Here is a 22,316-nt window from a genome sequence, read left to right on the forward strand (position 1 = left end):
ACGTCGATGGTAGGCGTTGCTGCAGCGCACGCGCAAAGGTAGGAGGTCATGCGCGCGCAGGTGTAGCACGTTGCTGCGCCCGGTAGCGGCCCGATGCGCGCCGTGCGCATTGGAGGTCGGCAACGGCGCCCTACGCTGCAGCGCAGGTGGCGCTCAGAACGTGAGCTTGGCCTGCAGCCCGACCACCAGTGCGTTGTGCGTGCGGGTATAGGCGTAGGTTCCGGGGTTGACGATGTATTGCACGTCCGGGCGCAGCATCAGCCACGGCGTGAGCTGCGCGCTATAGGCGAGCTCGTAGAGCTCCTCGGCAGCGCTCAGGCCGACCAGTGGCGAATCGGCCGGCACGCCGGCATCGATCGACTCGGCGCGGCGTGCATCGAGCAGCCGATGATTGATCCGGCCGGCCACATAACCCAGGGCGATGCGGTCCTGCGTGCGTGCGCCAATGCCCTGGTACACCCCACCGACCGAATACCAGCGTGTCATCAACGCACTGTCGTGGTCGCTGGCCATGAACTGGGCGAATCCGGTCAGGCCGATGCTGGCGTCCGCTCCGGGAGTGACCAGCTTTTGTTCGACCAGCAGATAGGCGCCGTCGCGTCCGGTGCTGCGGCTGGTATCCAGCCCACGCCTGGCGACCGTCGAGGAGTCGTAATAGCCACCGAACTTGTACACGCCCGGATAGCGCGAGGCGGCCGGCTTCCAGGTGAATTCGAGCGGGAAGATCGCACCGGTGGTGCCGCTGGCGAACGGCTTGAACGCGTAGGTGTCGCGGGCGCCGAAGCCCAGATTCGGATTGACCTGGAACCAGCCGGCATGCAGGTTGAGCTGCGGGGTCAGCTGCTGCGCCCCTTCGATGCCCCAGCGCGCGGCCGGGTAGTTGTACCAGCCACTGTTGGCCGAAAACGCCAGCGGATGCGCGCAGAACGCGGCATTGACGAAGTTCACCAGCAGCGTGTGCGAGGCAAACTGGTTGCCCATCGCATAGAAGCCCAGTTTCAGATACGTGCCGCCCTGGTGGAAGCTGCGGTCGTAGCTGAACTCACTCAGGCGGGTGTACTGGCCGCCGTACACTTCCTGGATGGGGAAGCGGTTGCCCACTAGGTCGGCGGAAGTGCTGCGGCCGCGGCGGTCATTGATGGTGACATGCAGGTTGCCACCGTCCCAGCCGGCGAGTTTGGCCATGTCCAGATCCACGCCCACCCGCAGTTGCTGCGCATAGCGCGCACTGTTTTTTTCGTAGCCGCCGTCCACCACGCCGAACGTCTCGGACACGTAGTCGCCGCGAACGCTCACTCCGTGCTCGGCCCAGGCGGACCGACGCCCGCCCCAGTCGCCGGTCAGCGTGGTGTCGCCCGCGGCGACTGCGGTGGCCGGCAGTGCCAGCAGCAAGGCGTAGCCCAGCGCACTACGGCGCGGGAAAAAAGTCAGACGATGCATCGTGGTTCTCTGAGTCGGGGCAGCGTGCACCGCCGGCGGTGGCAATGCAGGGCGGTGATGCCCGGGCGCCGCTGCGGTAACGGGACCGTTGGCCGGATGCGCCAGGCATCCGGCCGTCGGGTTGCGCCAAGCGCGGCTGACACGCCGGTGCGCAGCCGTCAGGCGCGCGCGGTGTGTTGGCCGCTCCAGGACCACGCGAGGCAGATGCCTGCATGGTCCTGCGTGGGCGGTGGGTCAGTGCGCGTCGGGCAAGGTGTAGGCGATGACGTTATCGCCACGATCGGGCGACTGCCGCGCACCGCCGGCACTGATCACCACGTACTGTTTGCCGGTCTTGTGCGAGACGTAGGTCATCGGCCCGCCCTGACTGCCGACCGGCAGGCGGCCCTTCCAGAGCTCCTTGCCGGTGCCGCTGTCGAACGCGCGCAGGTAGTAATCCTGGGTGCCGGCGATGAACACGAGCCCGCCCTGCGTGGACAGCGTGCCACCCAGCGTCGGCATGCCGATCGGGATCGGCAGATGCATCTTGATGCCGAACGGGCCGGTGTCCTGCACCGTCCCCACCGGCACCTGCCAGGCGATGCTGCGCGTCTTGAGGTCGATCGCGCTGAGCGTGCCGTACGGCGGCGCCTGGCATGGAATGCCCAGCGCCGACAGGAAGCGGTTCTTGTTGACCGCATACGGCGTGCCCTTCAGCGGCACGGCGCCCATGCCGGTATTGACTGCCTCGCCACCACCGGACGCCTCGGCCTTGCGGGTGTCGGCAGGAATCATCTGCACCCACAAACCCAGGCGCATGTCGTTGGCGAAGATGACGTCATGCACCGGGTCGGTCGACAGGCCACCCCAGTTCATGCCGCCCAGCGAGCCGGGAAAGCTCAGCGACACATCGGTGCCCGGCGCGGTGTACAGGCCTTCATACCGCATCTGCTTGAACGCGATGCGGCACAGCATCTGGTCGATCGCAGTGGCGCCCCACATATCCGATTCGGTCAGGTGCTTAGTGCCGATCTGCGGCATGCCGACCGACAGCGGCTGGGTCGGCGCGTACTGCTCGTGCGCGATATCCGAGCCTTTCACCGGCACTTCCCTGACCTCGGTCAGCGGCTTGCCGGTGGCGCGATCGAGCACGTAGATCTGCCCGGCCTTGGTGCCGATGACCACGGCCGGGGTGTGGCTGCCGTCCCGGTTGGGGAAGTCGATCAGGCTGGGCTGCATCGGCAGGTCGAAGTCCCACAGATCGTTGTGCACGGTCTGGTAGACCCACTTCTCCGCACCGGTGGTGGCATCCAGCGCCAGCACCGAGGCGCCGTAACGGTGATCGAGCGCGGTGCGCTCGGCGCCGTACAGATCGGTCGATGGCCCGCCCAGCGGCAGGAACACGGTGTTCATCGCCGCGTCGTAGGACATCGGTGCCCACACGTTCGGCGTGCTGCGCACATAGCTGCTGCCGGCGGCCGGCGCCTGGCGATCGTGCGGATTGCCCGGGTCGAAGGCCCAGCGCTGCGCGCCGGTGACCACATCGAAACCGCGCACCACGCCACCGGGCATGTCGGTCTGCACGTTGTCGGCCACGCGTCCGCCCACCACCACGGTGGTGCCGGCCACCAGTGGCGGCGAGGTCAGTTGGTAGAACGGATCCGGCGCAGCGCCCAGGCCGGCCTTGAGATCGACCTGGCCGTTGCTGCCGAAGCCCTGGCAGAACGCACCGGTGTCCGCATCCACCGCGATCAGGCGACCATCGATGGTGTTGGTGAACAGGCGGCGACGGCAGTTGGCATCCTGCGCCACCGTCACTGCGGTGATCGGCGAGGGGTTGGCCACGCTCGGCGTCGGCAACGCGGTATCGGCATCGAAGTAGCCCAGGCCACGGCAGCGCTGCCACACCGACGAGGTCGCATTGATCTCGCGCCGCCACAGCTGCTTGCCGGTGCTGGCGTCGAGCGCAATCAGATTGTTGTGCGGTGTGCACAGGAACACGGTCTCGCCCACCTGCAGCGGGGTCAACTGGTCTTCGGCACCGTTGCCGTCGCTGTTGGCGATCTCGCCGGTGTGGTAGGTCCAGGCGACCTGCAGCTGGTCGACATTACTGCGGTTGATCTGGTCCAGCGCAGCGAAGCGGCTGCCGCCATCGGTATTGCCGTAGGCGGACCAGTTCCGTTGCGCGCTTGCCGGCTGCACCGCCGTCATGCCGGGCCCGTGCTCGCCTGCCACCGGCGGATGCGGCACGAACATGCCGCCGATACCGGCCACGACCGCCAGCGCCAGCACCGTTGCCACGCCATAGGCAGTACGCCCGGCCGGCAAGGCCCGGCTACGCCGCAGCGCCGGCCAGGCCAGCGCCACCAGCACGGCGAACGCCGCAGGCAGCATCAGCCGCGAGATCAGCGGCCAGAACTCCAGCCCCGCATCCCACAGCGCCCAGACCAGCGTCAGCACGAAGGCGGCGCCGTACACCAGCGCACCGGCCGGCCGACGCAGCACGATCAGCACGCCGGCCACGGCGGTCGCCAGGCCCATCAGCAGGAAATACCAGCTGCCGCCCAGGCTGGCCAACCTTGCGCCACCCAGCAGAAAAATCAGCCCCACCAGCGCAATCAGCATGCCCAGCACCAGCAGCAATGCCCGGCCCGGGACCGGCAACTTCGATTTCGTTTCCACGTTGCAACACCTCGATCAGGAGATTCCGCCCTGCACCGCGCCCGGCATTCCGATCTGGATGCTGCAAGGTGCCCGCACGGCGGCCAGTAGAGGCAGCATCACTGCCCACTTTCCGTCACTCCCCTCCCCGGCCCACGTACCGCTGGTGGGACCGGCACCGGCATGCCCGGCAGACTGACGACATAGTGTCGCACCGCACCGGGCATTTATTACATATCTGAAGCGGTTGCCTGCAGAACACTGCAGTCCGCACAGGCGCGGACCGCAGCGGCTTTTGTGTGCGCAGCGCGCGCTGCGCGCCTCAGAAGCGGTGCGACATGCCCACATACACCTGCGCGTCCGGGGTGCGGTCGTTGAGGCCGAAGTTGGCGCCCACATCCAGCTGCAGCAGCGGATTGAGCAGATACGCAGCGGCGATGTCGGCCGAATACTGCTCGATGGTCTGCGCCGGGTCGCGGTTGATCGACGACCACACTTCCACCGCCATCGACAACTTTGCGGTGAGCGGATGCGCCAGATTGATCGCGTTGACGATGGCGACATGCTTGCCGCTGCCATCGCTGTCGGCCAACCAATCCACCTCGGGCCCGAAGGTCAGCGAGAAACTGTTGGGCAGCACGAAATTGATCGGCAAGGCGACGCCGCCTTCCCACTCGTCGTTGCCCAGGCCGGTGCGCGCGGTCGGTGCCTTGACGAACGGCAGCAACGCCACGCTGGCGGTATCGCTTTCGTAGAAACGCGCCTTCATGCGCAGGAAGATATCGCCGCCGCCGCTCAGGCTGCTGCGCGCGCCGGTGGCGCGGTCGGTGGTCTTGACCTGCAGCTGCGGTGCCCAGTTCAGCTGCAGATCGATGCGGTCGCTGACGCCGTATTTGAGCGTGGGATTGGTGAAGTACGCCGTTTCGATGCGGGTGGCGGGCTGGCTGTCGCGGGTGTAGCTGCCGATATCGGTCTCCAGCTGCCAGGCGCCGGTTGGCACGGTACAGGTGGAATTGGCCTTGGTCGGGCGATCGGTGCACAGCGCCGCTTCGGTGGCCTCTTGTGCCTGTGCCTGCAGCGCGAGGCTGCTCAGCACGCCGGCCAGGGCGAGGCTCAACAAGGGAACGCGTCGTGCGCGGGTGGAGCGGTGGGAGATGGCAGTCAGCATTGCAGTGGTTTCCATGGCAAGACGCTGGACAGCTCGCGTGAACGGTCAGCGTTGGGGAGGGGGAATGCGCGTGGATGTCGAACGACTGCATGGCCGCCTGATGGCGGCGTGTTGCCAATCGATCTTATAGGCGTCGGCGGGCCTGAAGACGCCGTCGGTGACAAAAGCGGCCTCAACAGTGTGCGGATGTCGCACAGCGTGATGTGAGTCGCTTTTCCACGCCCATCGTGGATGGGGTTACGCGGTGCGAGGACGTGCGCGGTGGCGCGTCATCGGGATCGATCGAGGCATGCGGTCGCCGTGGTGCACCCATCGGTGCGGGAGACGGCACGATACGGAGCAGCGGCATAAAGTCGCTATGCACGCGGCCTGCGCAGGGCGTAAAGCCGGCGCAAAGGCGCTGCGGTGGTGCAGACGCGATGACCTGGGCGTTGGGCGTGCGTTGCCTGAGCGCAGGCGCGTAAGGCGTCGCCGGATTGCAGCTGCGCGCGTGTCGGCCGATCAGCAGGTCAGCCGGGCGCGCCGATGTCGTTGCCCTGCATCGACAAGGCAGATCTGCTCACGGCAGCAATGCACGAGCTTGCAGGGATGTTTGAATTGAATATGCCGCTGTGCGGTCGCAGCGCCGATTCGGTGCACCGTGCCGTGCCGGCATGCTGCTGCACTTGCGCGCTCGGCAGCAGGGCCGCATTCGAACCGCGCCTCTTGCGAGGCAATCAGAACCGCGGCAATCCGGTCAATGCCACAACAAAAAACGGACACGCATCCGGCGATGCGTGTCCGTCCAGAGGCAGCGCAGGCGTATGCCTTAGTGAAGCGTCACCCTCAGGCGGTCTGTTCGCCGCGCTTGCCAACGCGGTACAGCAGCCAGCCGACCAGGGCAAGGATCGCCAGGCCGAACCACTGGTTGAGCTGCAGGCTGGCCGGCAACGCCAGCACATCGGCACGGCTGGACAGCACGATCGGCACCGCGATGGCGATCCCCATCAACGCCTCGCCGGTGATCAGGCCGGCGGCGAACAGCACGCCCGGGCGGTGCACGCGGTCGCGGCCTTCCTCGTCGTCGGCGCGGATCTTGTGGAAGCGTTCCACCAGATGCGCGATCAGGCCGCCAATGAAGATCGGCACCATCAGCTCCAGCGGCAGGTAGATACCGATCGCCGCCGCCAGCACCGGCACGCGGAAGCGCTTGCCGGTCTTCTTCAGCCATTCGTCCAGCGCGATGATCGCCGCGCCCACGCCGGCACCGATGGCAATCATCGACCATGGCAACTGCCCACCGAACAGGCCCTTGGCGACCGAGGCCATCAGCGTGGCCTGCGGCGCAGCGAGCGAATTTGGATGCTGCGGGGTAGCCGGGCCGATGCCGTAGGCCTGCGCGAGCAGGTTCAGCACCGGCGCCATGATCAGCGCGCAGGAAAACGCGCCGATGCCCAGCATCAGTTGCTGCTTCCACGGCGTGGCGCCGACCAGATAACCGGCCTTGAGATCCTGCAGGTTGTCGCCGCCCACCGCTGCCGCGCAGCACACCACCGCGCCGATCATGATCGCCGCCACCGCACCCAAAGGCGCGGCGCCGATGCCGACCGGCACCAGGCCATCCTTGCCCAGCAGCAGCACCAGCACTGCCGAGGCGAACAGGATGGTGGAGATGGTGATACCCGAGACCGGATTGTTGGACGAACCGATCAAGCCGGCCAAATAGCCGGACACCGACACGAACAGGAAGCCGGCCACGATCATGATGATGGTCATCGGGATCGAAACGTGCCACTGCTGCACGATTGCCTGGTACAGGCCCAGCAGCGGCAGGGTGCACAGCACCAGCGCCACCAGCATCCACTTCATCGGCAGGTCGCGTTCGGTCTCGGCAACCACACCGCCACCGCTCTTGCGCGCAGCGGCGAAGCCGCTCTTGACCCCGGACAACAGCGATTTACGCAGCGAGAACAGCGTCCACACGCCGCCGATCAGCATCGCGCCGACACCGAGGTAACGGATCTTCGCGCCCCAGATGCCGAATGCCGTATCGGCCGCCGGCGCGCCGACCAGGCTTTGCGCCAGTGCCGGGTCGCTGCCCATGAAGAACTGCTGGTACAGCGGAATGGCGATATGCCAGGACAGGATCGACCCGGACAGCACCACGATGCCGACATTCAGCCCGACGATGTAGCCCACGCCCAGCAGCGCCGGCGACAGGTTGGTACCCAGATAGCCGACCAGGCGGCTGCTGCCCAGGTAGGTGGCCTGCGCCCAGGTGTCCGGGATCACCCGCAGGCCGCTGGCCGCACCCAGCTTGACCAGCGCACCGATGGCGCCGGACATGGCCAGGATCTTCAGGCCCGGACCGGGATTCTCGCCGGCCTTGAGCACCTCGGCCGCGGCCTTGCCTTCGGGGAACGGCAGCGGGTCTTCGACGATCATCGAGCGCCGCAGCGGCACCGAGAACAGCACCCCGAGCAACCCACCCATGCCGGCGATACCGAGCACCCACCAGTACTTGAAGTCCGGCCAATAGCCCATGATCACCAGCGCGGGAATGGTGAAGATCACCCCGGCCGCGATCGACGAACCGGCCGAGGCACCGGTCTGGACGATGTTGTTTTCCAGAATGGTGCCGCCGCCGAGCAGGCGCAGCACGCCCATCGAGACGACCGCGGCCGGAATGGCGGTGGCGATGGTCAGGCCGGCAAACAGGCCCAGATAGGCGTTGGCGGCCGAAAGCACCACCGCCAGCACGATGGCCAGCACGACGGCGCGGAAGGTGAGCTGGCGCGGTTGCGCGTCATGGCTCATTGGGCAGTTCCCCTGTGGCAAAAAATCCGCACCACGCTAGCGCCTACGCAGGGTTCCGTCCAGCTGCGCCGCGGCGTGACAGTGTGCGTGATGTGGCGACTGGAATGCCTGAAGGTGTGTCCAACAGGGCGGCAGGCGTACATCAACGCGTGCCAGCGGCTGCATCGTCATATCGGGGATCTTCTACCGGTGACGATGCGTCGGCTGCTGCACCGACGCTGGCAGCGTTGGCGCGGCCGTTCGCCGCAGCAGGTGCGCCAGCCACACTGGCTCAATGAAAATCGCGCGAGGGCAGCTGCATGTCGCCGAGCAGGTCGCTGAGGTCGTGCAGGTCGCCGGCGATCAGGTGCTCCACGCCGTCCACGCGTTCCCAGCGGCCACGCACGGCCAGCAGGCGCGATTCCAGCAGTGCGCGGCGGCGGCGCAGCGCCAGGTGCGACCAGACGATGACGTTGATCATGCCGTGCTCGTCTTCCAGGGTGACGAAGATGGTGCCCTTGGCAGTGGCCGGGCGCTGGCGCTGGGTGACCAGGCCGGCGACATGCACGCCGCTGCCGTGGCGGCGGCCCTGCAATTCGCGCAGGCCGAGGATGCGCCGCTGCCGCATCTGCGGGCGCAGCAGCGCCATCGGATGCTGGCGCAGACTCAGGCCGACCGAACGGTAATCGGCCAGGATCTCCTCGCCTGCGCGCGGTGCTTCAAACTCCACCTCGCGTTCCTGCGGGCTGCCCGGCAGCAGCGGCCGGCGTGCTTCCACGCCGGCCATCGCCCAGCGCGCGGCATTGCGGTTGCCGACCATGCCCTGCAGGGCGCCAGCTTCGGCCAATGCCAGGCGCGTCTTTTCGTCGAGTGCGGCGCGCAGGCACAGATCGCCGATATCGGCGAAGGCCCGCTGCGCGCGCGCGGCGACAATGCGATTGGCTACCACCTCCGATAACCCGGCAACCTGGCGCATGCCCAGCCGGATCGCCGGTTGTTCGCCGGGGTCTTGGTCACTGCGCCAGGGCCGGCCCCCGACCAGCGTGTTGTCCCAATCGCTGTGCAGCACATCCACCGGCAATACCTCCACGCGCGCGCGCTCGGCACTGCCGCGGCGCGCGTCCTGCACGATCTGGCTGGCCGAGTAGAAACCCATCGGCTGCGCATTGAGCAGCCCGCAGGCGAAGGCCGCCGGCTCGTGGCGCTTGAGCCAGCAGCTGGCGTAGACAAGCTTGGCGAACGAGGCGGCGTGGCTTTGCGGGAAGCCGTAGGAACCGAAGCCCTTGATCTGCTCGAAGATCTGGTCGATGAAGGTGGAGGCGTAGCCTTTGCCCTGCATGCGCTCACGCACCCGCGTACGGTGCTGTTCCATATCGCCGCCGCGCCGCCAGGCCGCCATCGAGCGACGTAGATTGTCCGCTTCGCTCTCGGTGTAATCGGCAGCGTGCATCAGCAGTTCCATCACCTGTTCCTGGAACAGCGGCACACCGAGCGTCGGCTTGAGGATGTCCTCCACCTCCGGCGAGGGATAGTTCACCTCCTCGCGGCCCTGCCGCCTGCGCAGATACGGATGCACCATATCGCCCTGGATCGGGCCGGGGCGCACGATCGCCACTTCGATCACCAGGTCGTAGAACACCGCAGGTTTGAGCCGCGGCAGCATCGCCATCTGCGCGCGCGATTCGATCTGGAATACGCCCACGGTATCGGCGCGCTGGATCATCTTGTAGGTCGGCGCATCCTCGCCCGGCAGCGTGGCGATGCTGTAATCGCGCCCGCGATGCCCGCGCACCAGCTCCAGCGTCTTGCGGATGCAGGTCAGCATGCCCAGCGCCAGGCAATCGACCTTGAGCAGCTTCATCGTTTCCAGGTCGTCCTTGTCCCACTGGATGATGGTGCGGTCGGCCATGGCTGCGTTTTCCACCGGCACCAGCAGCGACAAAGGTTCATCGGAGATGACGAATCCGCCCACATGCTGCGACAGATGGCGCGGGTGATCGCGCAGGTGTTCGGTGACGACGAGGATCTTGTTGATCAGCGGGTTGGCCAGATCGAACCCGGCCTCTTCGATGCGCTGTTCCATGGGCGTTTCGCCATTGCCCCAGCCGTAGCAATTGGCCAGCAGCGCGATCTGGTCCGGCGGCAGGCCGAAGGCCTTGGCCACGTCGCGCACGGCGCTCTTGCCGCGATAGCAGATCACGGTGGCGGCCAACGCCGCGCGTTCACGCCCGTATTTGTTGTAGACGTACTGCAGCACCTCCTCGCGGCGTTCGTGCTCGAAATCGACGTCGATGTCCGGTGGTTCGTTGCGTTGTTCGGAGAGAAAACGCGCCATCAACAGACGCGTTTCATCCGGGTTGACCGCGGTGATGCCCAACGCATAGCACACCGCCGAGTTGGCCGATGAGCCACGGCCCTGGCAGAGAATCTTCTTCGACCGTGCGAACTGCACCACGTCCTGCACGGTGAGAAAGAACGCCTCGTACTTCTTGTGCGCGATCAGCGCCAGTTCCTTCTCGATGACGGCGCGTACCTTTGCCGGCGTTCCAGCCGGCCACCGCTCACGCATCCCCTCTTCGGTGAGCTGTCGCAGATAACTCGCCGGCGTATGTCCTTCCGGCACCAGTTCGCGCGGATAGGTGTATTCAAGCCTGGAAATATCGAAGCTGCAGCGCTGCGCCAGGTCCACGGCGGCCTGCAGCAGCGCATCCGGGTAGATGTTGCCCAAGGCCCGCCGCGTGCGCAGATGGCGCTCGCCGTTGCGGAACAGATGCGCGCCGCACTCGGCCAACGGCAAGCTGTGGCGGATGGCGGTCAGGGTGTCCTGCACGATGCGCTCGCGCCGCTGCGCCATGTGCACATCGCCGCTGGCCAGTGCGCTCATGCCCAGTTGTTGCGCCAGCACCTGCAGGGCAAGCAAGCGCGCCGCATCGTCCTGTTCGCGATGCAGCTCCACCGCCAGGAATGCACGCGCGCCGAACACCTGCTGCAACCAGGTGCCCTGCCCGGCCTGCGGCTGCGCACCGGGCAACCACACTGCGAACACGCCGGGCTCCACGCCGCGAAACTGTGCCTCCACCTCGGCACGCCCCAGCCGATAGGCGCCCTTGCTTGCCGCACGCCGCGCGGTGGTGATCAGCGCGCACAGCTGCGGATAGCCGTGCGCGTTTTCCACCAGCAGGACGAAGCGGGTGCCATCGACCAGGGTGAACTCGCTGCCGACGATCAGGCGCACGCCGGTGGCGCGCGAGGCTTCCAGCCCGCGCACGATGCCGGCCAGCGAACACTCGTCGGTGATTGCCAGGGCGCTGTAGCCGCAGTGTTGCGCGCGCGCGAACAACTGCTCCGCGCTGGAGGCGCCACGCAGGAACGAGAAGTCCGACAGGCAGTGCAGCTCGGCATACGCGGGCAGCCCATCGGCAACCATGGCATGGGCGATATCGTCGTTTGCCGCGCGCAAGCGCGCGGCGACCGTCCAGCCGCGCGGCATGCGCCCACCGGGCGTATCGCGGTCCACACCATCGACGGCGTCATCCCAGCTCATGCGCGCACGCCGTCAGCCTCGCGCTGCCAGTGCACGGGTTTTCCAGTGCGCTGCAGGTCGATGCGTTGCCGTTGCCGTTGCCGTTGCCGTTGCCGTTGCCGCTTCGCTGCGCGACATTGGGCGCCTGCGCCACCGCTGCCGCGACCGGCCCGGCAGGCAGTGCGCCGGTGCTGCAAGGGGATGGGGCGGATCATGCAAACCACCCGTGCAGCATCCAGCCATCGACACGGCCTGGTGCGGCAAACACCCAGGCCTGCCGCCCGCGCGCGGTTTCCACCACGTAGTAATCGCGACGCGCCTCGTCGTCGTCCCACCAGCCGCTTTCCAGCCGCTCCGGCCCGGAGACGATGCGCAGCTGGGTCTCGTGCAGGGGCACCGGTTGCGGCAGCAGCCAGGTCGGGCGCGGCGGACGTGGCGGCGCACCGGTTTCGCGCACCGCATCGCCAATGGCGCGCCGCCAGGCGCGTTCCGGGCGCGGGTCGTCGGCCGGCAGTACGCGATACACCGCCTCGTCGCCGAGCCGCGCACGCAGGCGCTCGCGCAGCTGCGGCCACTCCACCGATTGCTGCGCACGTTGATCGAACAGATCGCGCATGGCCGGCACGAACGGCGGCAGCTGCCGCGCCAGCAGGCGCATCGCCACCACCGGCCGCGGGATCTCCACCCGCTCCAGCCGGTTGCGCGCAAGCTCGAACAACAGCGTCGGCGCCCGTTCCGGCGTCAGCAGGCCGATCTCGACATCGGTGGCGCCTTCTTCGTGTTCCAGCCGCAGCAGGAACCGTTGCACGCCGCCATCGCGGATGGACAGGTAGGTGCACAGATCGCCGATCAAACGCCGCAGCGGGAACAACAGCGCCGGATGCATTTCCACCTCGTAGCCGAGTTCCACCCGCTGGTCGAAGTGATCCGGTGGTGCGTAACACTCCAGGGGGTCATCGACCTGGCCGTAGAGGCGGTCCAGATGCTCGAGCAGGCCCGCACCGAACCGCCGGCGCAGCCCATCGCGCGGCAACGCGCGCACCGCCGCCAGCGTGCGCACGCCCATGTGTTGCAGGCGCTCGCCGGCATCGCCCGGCAACGCAGCGCGGCGTACCGGCACCTGGTCCAGCGTGGCGTGCAAGGCCGGCAACTGCGTCACCACCATGCCATCGCGCAAACCGGCCAGTACGCGCGCGGCGCGCGGTGTCGGTGCCAGGGCAAGCCGGTGCTGGAAGCCCAAGGCCTGCAGTTCATCGCGCAGCCGACGCTCGAAACGCGGCCACGGCCCGAACAGTTGAAAACTGGCGCCGGCCTCCAGCACGATGGCACGCGACCATTGCTGGCTCACCAGCGAACTGTGCCGGTATGCCCACGCCGCAAGAAACCGCTGGGTGCGCGCCTCGGCCTGCGCCTCGTAGTCGATGGTGCGCACAGTGGCCATCAGCGCATGCGCCGCCGACAGCCGCATGCCGGCTTTCAGGCCGGCGGCGGACGCCGCTGGATTGACCGAATGCAGGCTGCGCAACTGCGCCGGCCCTTCCACCAGCACCAGCGGTGCGTCAGGCTCTTCCAGGCGCCGAAGGACGGCGTCCAGCGCCAGCTGCGGCAGCAAGATGCAGGCCCACAACATGCGCGCGCCTCAATGCGCCAGCCGCAACGGCTGCGACGGGACCTGCCCGCCGCGGCACTTGCGCACCTGCCAGGCATCGCGCTCGGGCAGAAATTCCAGCCGTAATGCCGCCGGCGATGCATTGACCGCATGCTTGCGATCGCGCAGCGCAAACGCGCAACAGTTGCCGCTGTCGGCGGCGACCTGCAGTCGCCGCAATGCGCGCGCATCGCCGGTCTGCGGCCAGCCCAGTACCGCCGCGCAGGCGCCGCTGCGCAGGCATTGTTCGAACGCCCACAAGGCATCGCGCGGCTCGGCCTGCACCACTTCCAGATGGTCCAGCACCACCCCGCCCGCCTGCCAGGCCGGCGCATAGGGAATGAACGGCGGCGCCACCAGCACCACCCGGCTGCTGGCGCCGGTCATGCGCGCCAGCGTGGGCAACAGCAGCGCGATCTCGCCCACGCCGTGCGCGGGCAGCAGCAACTCGGTCAGTGCCCGCCGCGGCCAGCCGCCATCGGGCAGCAATGCGTCCAGTGCCGCATGCCCGGTGGATTCGCCGCCATGGGCGATGGCGGTGCCGTGACCTGCGCGCCATACCGTGCGTGCGGCCAGCAAGGCGTCCAGCGGCAGGGCGACTGCCGCGTTGCCGTCCTGCCTGATGCGCGCGGGCTCCTGGCTCATCTCAACCCTGCCGGATCAGACCGCAGTACAGCCCTTCGATCGCGAAGTCGGCATCGGCGGCCACCACGATCGGCGCATGCGCGCGGTTGCGCGGCAGCAGGCGGATGCGTTCGGCACCACGCTCCAGCCGCTTGATGGTGATTTCGCCATCCACCCGCGCCACCACGATCTGCCCATCGCGCGCCTCGCTGCTGCGATGCACGCCGACCAGATCGCCGTCCAGGATGCCGTCGTCGATCATCGAATCGCCTTGCACCTGCAGCAGATAGTCCGGGAGCAACGAAAACAGCGCACGGTCCAGCCACAGCTGCCGGTCCAGGCCGATATCCGCCCCGATTGGCACGCCGGCCGCCACCCGCCCCAGCACCGGCAAGGCCAGCAACGCATCGCGCGCGGCGCCGCCCGGCATGCGGATGCCCCGCTTCTGATTGGGCAGCAGCTCGATCAAGCCGGCCTCGGCCAGCGCCTGCACGTGCTTTTGCGCGGCATTGCGCGAGGCGAACCCGAATGCCTGCGCAATCTCGGCCAGGCTGGGCGACACCCCTGCGTGGGCCTGCTCCTGCAGGAAAGCCAGCACGGCCAGACGTTTGGGAGAGAGAGGTTCCATGGGAGTGCAGCGGCCGGACGGGGCAAGGTGTACATTTGTACACCTATCTGTCGCAGCAGGCGAGATTGGCCCGTGCAGGTTGCTGAGCCGCTTCAGCCAGGACCGGCCTGCGACCGGCCGGATACGACCCAGCGCCGAATCTGGCCGCGCGGGCCGCTGAGCTTGCGCCTGGCTTACCGCGCACGCATCCGTTTGGGGATGGCAACAAGCGCACGGCTGCGGTCGCCGGCGAAACCGTCATCGTGCTCAATGGCGCTGCGCTGTCAGCCGACGATCCGGAGCTTTACGGCAGCTACACCGGGCTGGCCGACGGCACGATTGAAGCACCTGCCTTTGCCAATTGATTGCGGCCGCCCGTGCAACCCCGGCAGCAGGAGCGGATCCACCCACCTGCGGCGCACTACCGCCGAGGTCGCGGCGCAGGCTCACTCTCAAGAACCTTGCTCTGAAGAACCTCGGGGCGCTGGGACATCGCGCGTGGCCAGGCGCCCGCCCTCTCGTCGGGCGCCCAAGACGGCAGCAGCATCGATCAGCTCTCGCGCGTGCTCGCTGGCCGCTTCCGCGTCGCCGCCGCTTTCCTGGCGGCAGCCTTGCGCACGCCAGGCCCCTTGGTCTTGGCAGCTTTCTTGGCCGCTGCCGAGCGGCTGCTGGAACTGCGTTTGGCCGCTGCACTCCTGGCCTGGCGCGACAGCGCCTGGGTGCCGGCAACCTGCTTGGCGGTGGTCTTCTTGCTGGCCGTCTTCAAGGCCTTCTTGGCGCCTGCCGACCGCGTGGGCGAGGTCTTCTTGGTGGCTTTTTTGGCCGCCTGTTTCGTCGTCTTCTTGGTGGCCTTCTTGGTGGTGGCCTTCTTGGTGGCCTTTTTCGCCGTCTGCTTGGTCGCTTTGCGGGTGGTCTTGTCTACGGTCTTGGCGGTGGTCTTCTTGGCCGCCTCGCTGTCCTGCGCCGCCTTTTTCCTGGTGCTCCTGGAGGCGCTCTTGGACGGCTTGGCATCCACGCCATCGCGGCGCGCCTTGGACAGGCCAATCGCAATTGCCTGCCTGGTGCTCTTGGCACCATGCTTGCCTTCGCGCACGTGGTCGATTTCTTCTTTGACGTATTCGCCGGCCTGGGTACTGGCCGACTTGCCCTCGCGCTTGTCCTGGGCGGCCGCGCGCCGCGTCTTGGCTTCTGGCATGGGGATGCTCCCGGTGCGTTGTGACGTGCCGATGTAAGCAACCGCCACGTCAACGCATGGTCGACAACGCACTGGCGGTTGAACAGCACGCCGTTGAACAGCATGCCGTTGAACAGCACGCTGCCAGCCTGCATCCATCGCGTTGCTTGTCAGCCTTCGCCTGCCGGCAATGGCTCGCCCTGCGCATCGTAGGCCGGCGGGTGATAGAAGTTGACCGTCTTCAGCGGCGTGTCACCGGTATTGCGAATCTCGTGCGCCTGGCCACGCTCGATCGCGATCAGGCTGCCGGCCTGCAATGCCTGCGTGTGGCCATCCACGATGGCCTCGCCCGTGCCGTCCACCACGAACAGCCATTGGTCGGCGCCGCGATGGCGATTGTCCGGGCCACCCTCGCGATCGCCCGGTGCCATCACCATTTCCGCCGCCTGCACCTGGCGCATCGAAAACAGCACCTTGAAGGGGTTGCTCAATTCCAGCGTTGCGTACTGCATGCGCGCGTCTCCTCATCGGTTGCGCCGATGCTGTCGCCGCACACGTCAAGGCGGCGGCAATGCACTTGGCTATTGGCTGCGGCAGTACCAGTCCCAGATCACATCGGGCAGATGCGCCTGCAGTGGCAGCTCCAGTGCGCGGTAGCCATCCAGCACATCGCGCAGCATCTGTTGCGCTGCGGTGGGCCCGGTGACGCCGTCGAGTTCATCCTGGCTCAACTGCAGCAGCGACCAGTCGTACAGGCGATCGATCCGCTGGGCCATTGCCGCCTGCAGCCAGGCCTGGAGTGCGAACACGCGATATCCCTGCTGCTCCAGCTGCGCCACTGCCACCTCGAGCACCTCCCCCACACCACGAAACCATTCGGTGTGCCCGCCCGCCGCACTGCGAATCGCCAATGGGGCCGGTGCGTTGTGCTCACCCAGGGGCCGGCGCAGTTGCAGTTCCAGATCCCGCGCATCGCGTTCGCGCTCGGCTTCCACCAGCACGCCGCGCTCCAGGTCGAAGAACGCAAACCAGCGCGGATGCAGGCTGCCGATGCGGCCCAGCGGGTCGCGCGAAAAGCCGATCTTGCAATGGTCTTCCCACCGGCACGGGAACACATAGGTGAAGCAGCGGCCGTCGATGGCCACCTTGCCACGGCGCAGTTGCGCGCTCATTGGCCTGCCTTGCGCTGCGCCTGCGACTCACGCGGTTGATGAGCCTCGACCGGCTGCTCCCAACCGAACACGCTGCGCCCGCCATAGCGGTGCGCATCCACACGCTCCTGCGCGATATACGCCTCCACCGACGGACCGCGTGCGCCGGCCTCCAGCCGACGTGCCTGCGCATCCAGCCGCGCGATGGCCTGCAGCCGCTCCTCGTTGCCGAGCCGGGCCTGCTGCATCGCCTGCTTGAGCACGCCGATGGTGTGATCGAACACGCGCGTGGGCACCGGGAACGGATGCCGGTCCTTGCCGCCGTGGGCAAGCGAAAAGCGCGCCGGGTCGCTGAAACGACACGGGGTGCCATGCAACACCTCGGCCACCATCGCCAGCGAACGCACGGTGCGCGCGCCCACGCCCGGCACCTGCAACAGCGCGGTGAAATCGGCGGGGCCGCACTCGGCCGCAGCCGCCAGGCTGGCGTGCAGCCGGCGGGTGATCACGTTTTCGCTGCGCACGTCGTGATGGCCGGGCATGCCCAGATGCGGTTGCTGCGCGGGGTCCCAGCCCTGGCCTGCAAACAGGTCACCGGTGACCGGCGCCTGCGCCACAGCAGGCGCAACCGGTGCCTGCGCGGCGTCGATGCGTTGCCACTCACGGGCAAGGCGATCCGGCGGCAGCGTCTGCAACAACGCCACCTGCGCCGCACGCGCGGCAGCGGCACGATGGTCGGCCAGGTTGACGATATTGCCCTGCTGCGGCCCGTCGATGGCCGCATGCGGCGCATCCACAAAACTGCTCAGCCCTTCCGACAACCAGTGATAGCGGCGCGCCTGCTTGCGTTGCCCGTTCATGCCCTGCTGCACCACCACCCAGCGCCCGTCGTCGCTGACGATGAAACTGTGCAGATACAGGTCGAAGCCATCCTGCACCGCGGCGCTGTCCACCTTGGCCACCAGGCGACTGGCCCGCGCCAGCGCAGCGCCATCCAGCCCGACCCCATCGCCTACCGCAAGCAATTCGGCCGGCGTTGCGCGCGAGTGCCGCCCGCGCCCACCGCAGACATGGATGCCGAGTTCGCCGGACAACGGCGTGAGCCCGCGCTTGAGTGCGCCCATCACGCTGGTGGTGATGCCGGAGGAATGCCAGTCCATCCCCATCACCGCGCCAAAGGACTGGAACCAGAACGGATGCGCAAGCCGCCGCAACAATTCATCGCGCCCATAGGTGTGCACGATCGCCTCGCACATCACCGTGCCCAGGCGCGTCATCCGCTCACCCAACCAGCGCGGTACGCGCCCGCCATGCAGCGGAAGATCGGCACTGCCGCCGCGCCGGCTCATTGCAACCTCGTCGTCATCTGCACAGGATACCGAGACCGCCGTCGCACGCCGTGCGATTGGCGTGGACCGCAATAACGCGCAACTGACGAGTTCAGTTCCAGCTGGCCGCTGGCGCCGGCGCGGCGAGCTCGGCCCATTGCCATCGCGCAGTGCCGCACATGTCCGGGCATCACCCACGTACCGATGTGAACACCATCACCGCATTGCCTACACCCTGCGTTGACCGTCGCGTGGTCAAGGTGAAGGCCCTCTCAGCCATCGCCACGGGGCTCGCATGAATGCCACTCCCGCCGCAGCCCGTGACACGGCGCCGGCCACCGCCACCACTGCTGCGCCGACCTACCCGGTCAACCTGCGCATCAATGGTCAGCCTTACCAATTGCAGCTCGAAGCCTGGGTCAGCCTGCTCGACCTGTTGCGCGACCGGCTCGACCTCACCGGCACCAAGAAAGGCTGCGACCACGGCCAGTGCGGTGCCTGCACGGTGCTGGTCGATGGGCGCCGCATCAACAGCTGCCTGACGCTTGCCGTCATGCAGGACGGCGCCGAGATCACCACCGTCGAAGGCCTGGCCGAGGGTGACCAGCTGCATCCGCTGCAGCGCGCCTTCATCGACAACGACGCCTTCCAGTGCGGCTATTGCACGCCCGGGCAGTTGTGTTCGGCGGTGGGCCTGATCAAGGAAGGTAAGGCGCATGATCGCGACCAGGTGCGCGAACTGATGAGCGGCAACCTGTGCCGCTGCGGCGCCTATCCGCAGATCACCGATGCGGTGATGCAGGTCATGGGCAAGCCCAGCGACAGCAGCGACAGCGCCGCCACGCCATGGACCCCAGGGACGGTGCCGGCATGATTCCGCTTACCTACACGCGCGCGGACTCCGTCGATGCGGCCCTCACTGCGTTGTCGGTGCGTGGCAGCGACCCGCACCCGGTGCCTGCCGAAGCCCCGGTGCGCCTGATCGCCGGCGGCACCAATCTCACCGACCTGATGAAACTGCAGTTGATGCGGCCGGCTAGCCTGGTCGACATCAATCGCCTGCCGCTGGACAGCATCACCAGCCAACCCGATGGCGGCCTGCGCCTGGGCGCGCTCGCGCGCAACGCCGACACTGCTTACCACCCGGACGTGGAAACGCGTTACCCCTTGCTGAGCGCGGCGATCCTGGCCGGCGCCTCGCCGCAGATCCGCAACATGGCCAGCAACGGCGGCAACCTGCTGCAGCGCACGCGCTGCCTGTATTTCTACGACCACGCTACCCCATGCAACAAGCGCGAGCCCGGTACCGGCTGCTCGGCCATCGGCGGGCTCACCACCTACAACGCCATCCTCGGCGCCAGCGCGCAGTGCATTGCAACGCATCCGTCGGACATGTGCGTGGCGCTGGCTGCGCTGGACGCGGTGGTGCACGTGCAAGGCCCCAATGGCGAGCGCGACATCCCGTTCGCGCAGTTCCACCGCCTGCCCGGCGAGCACCCGGAGCTGGACAGCACGCTGGCCCCGGACGAGCTGATCGTGCATATCGACCTGCCCGATGCGCAGCGTTTCGTCGCGCATAGTGCCTACCTGAAGATCCGCGAGCGGCTGTCGTATGCATTCGCGCTGGTGTCGGTGGCCGCCGCGCTGGATCTGGCCGAGGACGGCAGCATCCGCGAGGTGCGCGTTGCCCTGGGCGGCGTGGCGCACAAGCCCTGGCGCAATCCCGACGCCGAGGCGCAGCTGGTGGGCAAGCCGGCCACGGCCGGCAGCTTCGGCAGCCTGGCCGATGCCCTGCTGCAAGGTGCGCAACCGCAAGGCAACAACGCCTTCAAGCTGCCGCTGGCACGCCGCGCGATCGTGCGTGCCCTGGACGTCGCCCGCGAGGGCACCATCGACAACCGCGGGCGAACCAGCGCGCTGGAGGAAGCGCCATGAACGCACGCAGCACCGATCTACCCGACAACGACCTGAGCCCGCCGGTTGCCGACAGCGGTACCGGCTATCGCCCCACCGGCACCGGCGTCACCCGCATCGACGGACGCGCCAAGGTCACCGGCCAGGCGCGCTATGCCGCCGAATGGCCGGTGGCGGATCTGGCCTACGGCGTGGTGGTCAACAGCAGCATCGCCAAGGGCGAGATCGTCGCCTTCCATCTTGCCGCCGCACGCGCGGTGCCCGGCGTGCTGGAGATCGTCACCCATGAAAACCGCCCGCATATGCGCGGCATGGACGTGTTCTACAAGGACATGACCGCACCGGCCGGTTCGCCGTTCCGCCCCTTGTACGACAACAAGATCCTGTACAGCGGCCAGCCGATCGCGCTGGTGGTGGCCGAAACTTTTGAAGCGGCGCGCCACGCGGCCCACCTGGTGGAAGTGGAACTGCTGCAGGACCCGCACGACACCAACCTGATGACCAACCTGGACCGTGCGCACAAGCCCAAGGCCATGAAGGCCGGTTTCTCGCCACCACCCAAGGACAAGGGCGAGCCGGACAGCGCCTTCTCCAATGCCGCCGTCCAGGTGCAGGCCGACTATTACAGCGGCGTGGAGCACCACAATCCGATGGAGCTGTTCGCCTCCACGGTGATCCGCGACGCCGATGGCCACTTCACCATCTACGACAAGACCCAGGGCTCGCAGAACAGCCGCTGGTATGTCTCGCATGTGTTCGGCCTGAGCAAGCGCAAGGTCACCGTGCGCAATCCGTACGTGGGCGGCGCCTTCGGCTCCGGGCTGCGACCGCAGTATCAGTTGCCGCTTGCCGTGATGGCCTCGATCCTGCTGGACCGCTCGGTACGCGTGGTGCTGACGCGGCAACAGATGTTCACCTTTGGCCATCGCCCCGAGACGCTGCAGCGGCTCAAGCTCGGTGCCGACCGCGATGGCCGCCTACAGGCGATCTGGCACGAGGCCATCGCCGAGACCTCGCGGATCGAGGACTACGTCGAGGTGGTGGTCAACTGGAGCGGGCAGCTGTATGCCTGCGACAACGTGCATCTGGGCTACAACTTGGTGAGCCTGGACCAGTTCAGCCCGATGGACATGCGCGCCCCCGGCGCCGCACACGGCGTGCATGCGCTGGAAGTGGCAATGGACGAGCTGTCTTATGAGCTGGGCATGGATCCGCTGGCGCTGCGCCTGAAGAACTACGCCGAGGTCAACCCGGCCGACGACAAGCCCTACTCCACCAAGGCACTGCGCGCGTGCTACCAGCAAGGCGCCGAGCGCTTCGGCTGGGCGCAGCGCCCGTTGCAGCCGCGCGCACGCAAGGAAGGCAACGAATGGGTGGGCTGGGGCATGGCCACCGGGCAATGGGATGCGATGCAGATGTTTGCGCGCGCGCACGCGGTGCTGCACGCCGATGGCCGGCTGGTGGTGAGCAGCGCAGCCAGCGATATCGGCACCGGCACCTATACGGTGATGGCGATGATCGCGGCCGAAGCACTGGGCCTGCCGCTGGAACAGGTCACCTTCCAGCTGGGCGATTCGACGCTGCCGGTGGCACCAATCGAAGGCGGCTCCTCGCACGTGACCACGGTGGGCTCGGCGGTGGATGGCGTGTGCGGCAAATTGCGCGCGCGGCTGCTGCGGCTGGCGCAGGCGTTACCGAATTCGCGCTTCACCAAGGCCAAGCTGGACGAGGTGGTCTTTGCCGATGGCACGCTGGCGTTGCGCGCCGACGCCGGCACCACCATCGCCCTGACCGAGGTATTGCGTGCTTCCCAGCTGGAACAGATCGAAGACAAGTTCCTGCTGCTGCCCAATGTGCTCAAGCAACGCAACTACACCCGTGCCACCCATGGTGCGGTGTTCGTGGAAGTACGGGTGGACGAGGAGCTCGGCACGGTGCGGGTCATCCGCGTGGTCAGCGCCGTGGCGGCCGGGCGCATCCTTAACCCGATCACCGCGCGCAGCCAGATCGTCGGCGGCGTGGTCTGGGGCATCGGCCAGGCGCTGCACGAACATACCCAGTCCGATCACCGCTTCGGCCGTTTCATGAATCACGATTTTGCGATGTATCACGTCTCGGCCAATGCCGACATCCACGACATCGATGTGATCTTCGCCGACGAGGACGACCGCATCGTCAGCAGCCTGGGTGCCAAGGGCGTGGGCGAGATCGGCCTGGTCGGCGTCTCGGCGGCGATCTGCAATGCGATCTTCCATGCCACCGGCAAGCGCATCCGCAGTACCCCGATGACGCCGGACAAGGTGATGGCGGACTGAGGCCTGCAC

At 67.4% G+C, this 22,316-nt stretch carries 15 protein-coding genes and 1 pseudogene; 4 read left to right on the forward strand and 12 right to left on the reverse strand.

The features are described from left to right. Positions 1 to 153: 153 nt before the first annotated feature. From EO139_RS15250 to lexA, 8 genes are all read right to left on the reverse strand, one after another. Positions 154 to 1,440: a carbohydrate porin gene (locus EO139_RS15250; protein ID WP_126971318.1), complete on the reverse strand. Its 1,287-nt coding sequence runs from the start codon at positions 1,438 to 1,440 to the stop codon at positions 154 to 156. A 234-nt stretch (positions 1,441 to 1,674) separates the two neighbouring features. Beyond that, positions 1,675 to 4,101, reverse strand: coding sequence for a glucose/quinate/shikimate family membrane-bound PQQ-dependent dehydrogenase (locus EO139_RS15255; protein ID WP_241235972.1), 2,427 nt, complete (start codon positions 4,099 to 4,101; stop codon positions 1,675 to 1,677). 301 nt (positions 4,102 to 4,402) lie between these two features. Continuing rightward, positions 4,403 to 5,245 (reverse strand): transporter, encoded by an 843-nt coding sequence (locus tag EO139_RS15260; RefSeq protein ID WP_126971476.1) that lies wholly within the window; start codon positions 5,243 to 5,245, stop codon positions 4,403 to 4,405. An 828-nt stretch (positions 5,246 to 6,073) separates the two neighbouring features. Next, a complete protein-coding gene (locus EO139_RS15265) occupies positions 6,074 to 8,044 on the reverse strand; it encodes an oligopeptide transporter, OPT family (protein WP_104582397.1) in 1,971 nt (656 codons plus the stop codon). Positions 8,045 to 8,315: 271 nt separating this feature from the next. Continuing rightward, positions 8,316 to 11,567 (reverse strand): error-prone DNA polymerase, encoded by a 3,252-nt coding sequence (locus EO139_RS15270; protein ID WP_164739874.1) that lies wholly within the window; start codon positions 11,565 to 11,567, stop codon positions 8,316 to 8,318. A 190-nt stretch (positions 11,568 to 11,757) separates the two neighbouring features. Further along, positions 11,758 to 13,176 (reverse strand): DNA polymerase Y family protein, encoded by a 1,419-nt coding sequence (locus tag EO139_RS15275; RefSeq protein WP_104582396.1) that lies wholly within the window; start codon positions 13,174 to 13,176, stop codon positions 11,758 to 11,760. A 9-nt stretch (positions 13,177 to 13,185) separates the two neighbouring features. After that, positions 13,186 to 13,839, reverse strand: coding sequence for a translesion DNA synthesis-associated protein ImuA (gene imuA, locus EO139_RS15280; RefSeq protein ID WP_164739239.1), 654 nt, complete (start codon positions 13,837 to 13,839; stop codon positions 13,186 to 13,188). 1 nt (position 13,840) lies between these two features. Beyond that, positions 13,841 to 14,446, reverse strand: a complete 606-nt coding sequence (gene lexA / locus EO139_RS15285; RefSeq protein WP_126971320.1) for a transcriptional repressor LexA — start codon at positions 14,444 to 14,446, stop codon at positions 13,841 to 13,843. Positions 14,447 to 14,571: 125 nt separating this feature from the next. Between lexA and EO139_RS15290 the strand changes: the two are divergent. Beyond that, positions 14,572 to 14,895: pseudogene (locus tag EO139_RS15290) on the forward strand (Fic family protein); the annotation flags it as partial. An 80-nt stretch (positions 14,896 to 14,975) separates the two neighbouring features. Here EO139_RS15290 and EO139_RS15295 read toward each other — a convergent pair. The 4 genes from EO139_RS15295 to EO139_RS15310 all read right to left on the reverse strand — a co-directional run bounded on the left by EO139_RS15295 (position 14,976) and on the right by EO139_RS15310 (position 18,099). Continuing rightward, positions 14,976 to 15,620 (reverse strand): DNA-binding protein, encoded by a 645-nt coding sequence (locus EO139_RS15295; protein ID WP_126971324.1) that lies wholly within the window; start codon positions 15,618 to 15,620, stop codon positions 14,976 to 14,978. Between the two features lie 149 nt (positions 15,621 to 15,769). Beyond that, on the reverse strand, positions 15,770 to 16,111 hold the full coding sequence (locus EO139_RS15300) for a cupin domain-containing protein (RefSeq protein ID WP_126971326.1): 342 nt from the start codon (positions 16,109 to 16,111) through the stop codon (positions 15,770 to 15,772). A 69-nt stretch (positions 16,112 to 16,180) separates the two neighbouring features. Next, positions 16,181 to 16,771: a GIY-YIG nuclease family protein gene (locus EO139_RS15305; protein ID WP_126971328.1), complete on the reverse strand. Its 591-nt coding sequence runs from the start codon at positions 16,769 to 16,771 to the stop codon at positions 16,181 to 16,183. After that, the gene (locus EO139_RS15310) at positions 16,768 to 18,099 is read right to left on the reverse strand and encodes a DUF763 domain-containing protein (RefSeq protein WP_126971330.1); all 1,332 of its coding nucleotides are present in this window, start codon (positions 18,097 to 18,099) and stop codon (positions 16,768 to 16,770) included. The genes EO139_RS15305 and EO139_RS15310 overlap by 4 nt, the downstream gene beginning before the upstream one ends. 274 nt (positions 18,100 to 18,373) lie before the next feature. Here EO139_RS15310 and EO139_RS15315 point away from each other — a divergent pair, with 274 nt between their 5' ends. Genes EO139_RS15315 through EO139_RS15325 form a run of 3 tightly spaced genes read left to right on the forward strand, consistent with a single transcriptional unit; the run spans position 18,374 to position 22,307 of the window. Beyond that, entirely contained in the window at positions 18,374 to 18,952 is a 579-nt protein-coding gene (locus tag EO139_RS15315) for a (2Fe-2S)-binding protein (RefSeq protein WP_115676337.1), read from the forward strand. Next, a complete protein-coding gene (locus tag EO139_RS15320; protein ID WP_164739875.1) occupies positions 18,925 to 20,013 on the forward strand; it encodes a xanthine dehydrogenase family protein subunit M in 1,089 nt (362 codons plus the stop codon). Before EO139_RS15315 ends, EO139_RS15320 begins: the two co-directional genes overlap by 28 nt. Further along, positions 20,010 to 22,307 (forward strand): xanthine dehydrogenase family protein molybdopterin-binding subunit, encoded by a 2,298-nt coding sequence (locus tag EO139_RS15325; protein ID WP_126971334.1) that lies wholly within the window; start codon positions 20,010 to 20,012, stop codon positions 22,305 to 22,307. Before EO139_RS15320 ends, EO139_RS15325 begins: the two co-directional genes overlap by 4 nt. Positions 22,308 to 22,316: the final 9 nt, after the last annotated feature.

Origin of the sequence: Xanthomonas sp. BRIP62411, assembly GCF_003993525.1 — a bacterium.
Lineage (GTDB): Bacteria > Pseudomonadota > Gammaproteobacteria > Xanthomonadales > Xanthomonadaceae > Xanthomonas > Xanthomonas euroxanthea.

Excerpts from the sequence above, each read along its gene's own strand:
- EO139_RS15250 (WP_126971318.1), bottom strand. The coding sequence starts at position 1,440 with ATGCATCGTCTGACTTTTTTCCCGCGCCGTAGTGCGCTGGGCTACGCC.
- EO139_RS15265 (WP_104582397.1), bottom strand. The coding sequence starts at position 8,044 with ATGAGCCATGACGCGCAACCGCGCCAGCTCACCTTCCGCGCCGTCGTG.
- EO139_RS15270 (WP_164739874.1), bottom strand. The coding sequence starts at position 11,567 with ATGAGCTGGGATGACGCCGTCGATGGTGTGGACCGCGATACGCCCGGT.
- EO139_RS15275 (WP_104582396.1), bottom strand. The coding sequence starts at position 13,176 with ATGTTGTGGGCCTGCATCTTGCTGCCGCAGCTGGCGCTGGACGCCGTC.
- imuA (WP_164739239.1), bottom strand. The coding sequence starts at position 13,839 with ATGAGCCAGGAGCCCGCGCGCATCAGGCAGGACGGCAACGCGGCAGTC.
- lexA (WP_126971320.1), bottom strand. The coding sequence starts at position 14,446 with ATGGAACCTCTCTCTCCCAAACGTCTGGCCGTGCTGGCTTTCCTGCAG.
- EO139_RS15295 (WP_126971324.1), bottom strand. The coding sequence starts at position 15,620 with ATGCCAGAAGCCAAGACGCGGCGCGCGGCCGCCCAGGACAAGCGCGAG.
- EO139_RS15300 (WP_126971326.1), bottom strand. The coding sequence starts at position 16,111 with ATGCAGTACGCAACGCTGGAATTGAGCAACCCCTTCAAGGTGCTGTTT.
- EO139_RS15305 (WP_126971328.1), bottom strand. The coding sequence starts at position 16,771 with ATGAGCGCGCAACTGCGCCGTGGCAAGGTGGCCATCGACGGCCGCTGC.
- EO139_RS15310 (WP_126971330.1), bottom strand. The coding sequence starts at position 18,099 with ATGAGCCGGCGCGGCGGCAGTGCCGATCTTCCGCTGCATGGCGGGCGC.
- EO139_RS15315 (WP_115676337.1), top strand. The coding sequence starts at position 18,374 with ATGAATGCCACTCCCGCCGCAGCCCGTGACACGGCGCCGGCCACCGCC.
- EO139_RS15320 (WP_164739875.1), top strand. The coding sequence starts at position 18,925 with ATGGACCCCAGGGACGGTGCCGGCATGATTCCGCTTACCTACACGCGC.
- EO139_RS15325 (WP_126971334.1), top strand. The coding sequence starts at position 20,010 with ATGAACGCACGCAGCACCGATCTACCCGACAACGACCTGAGCCCGCCG.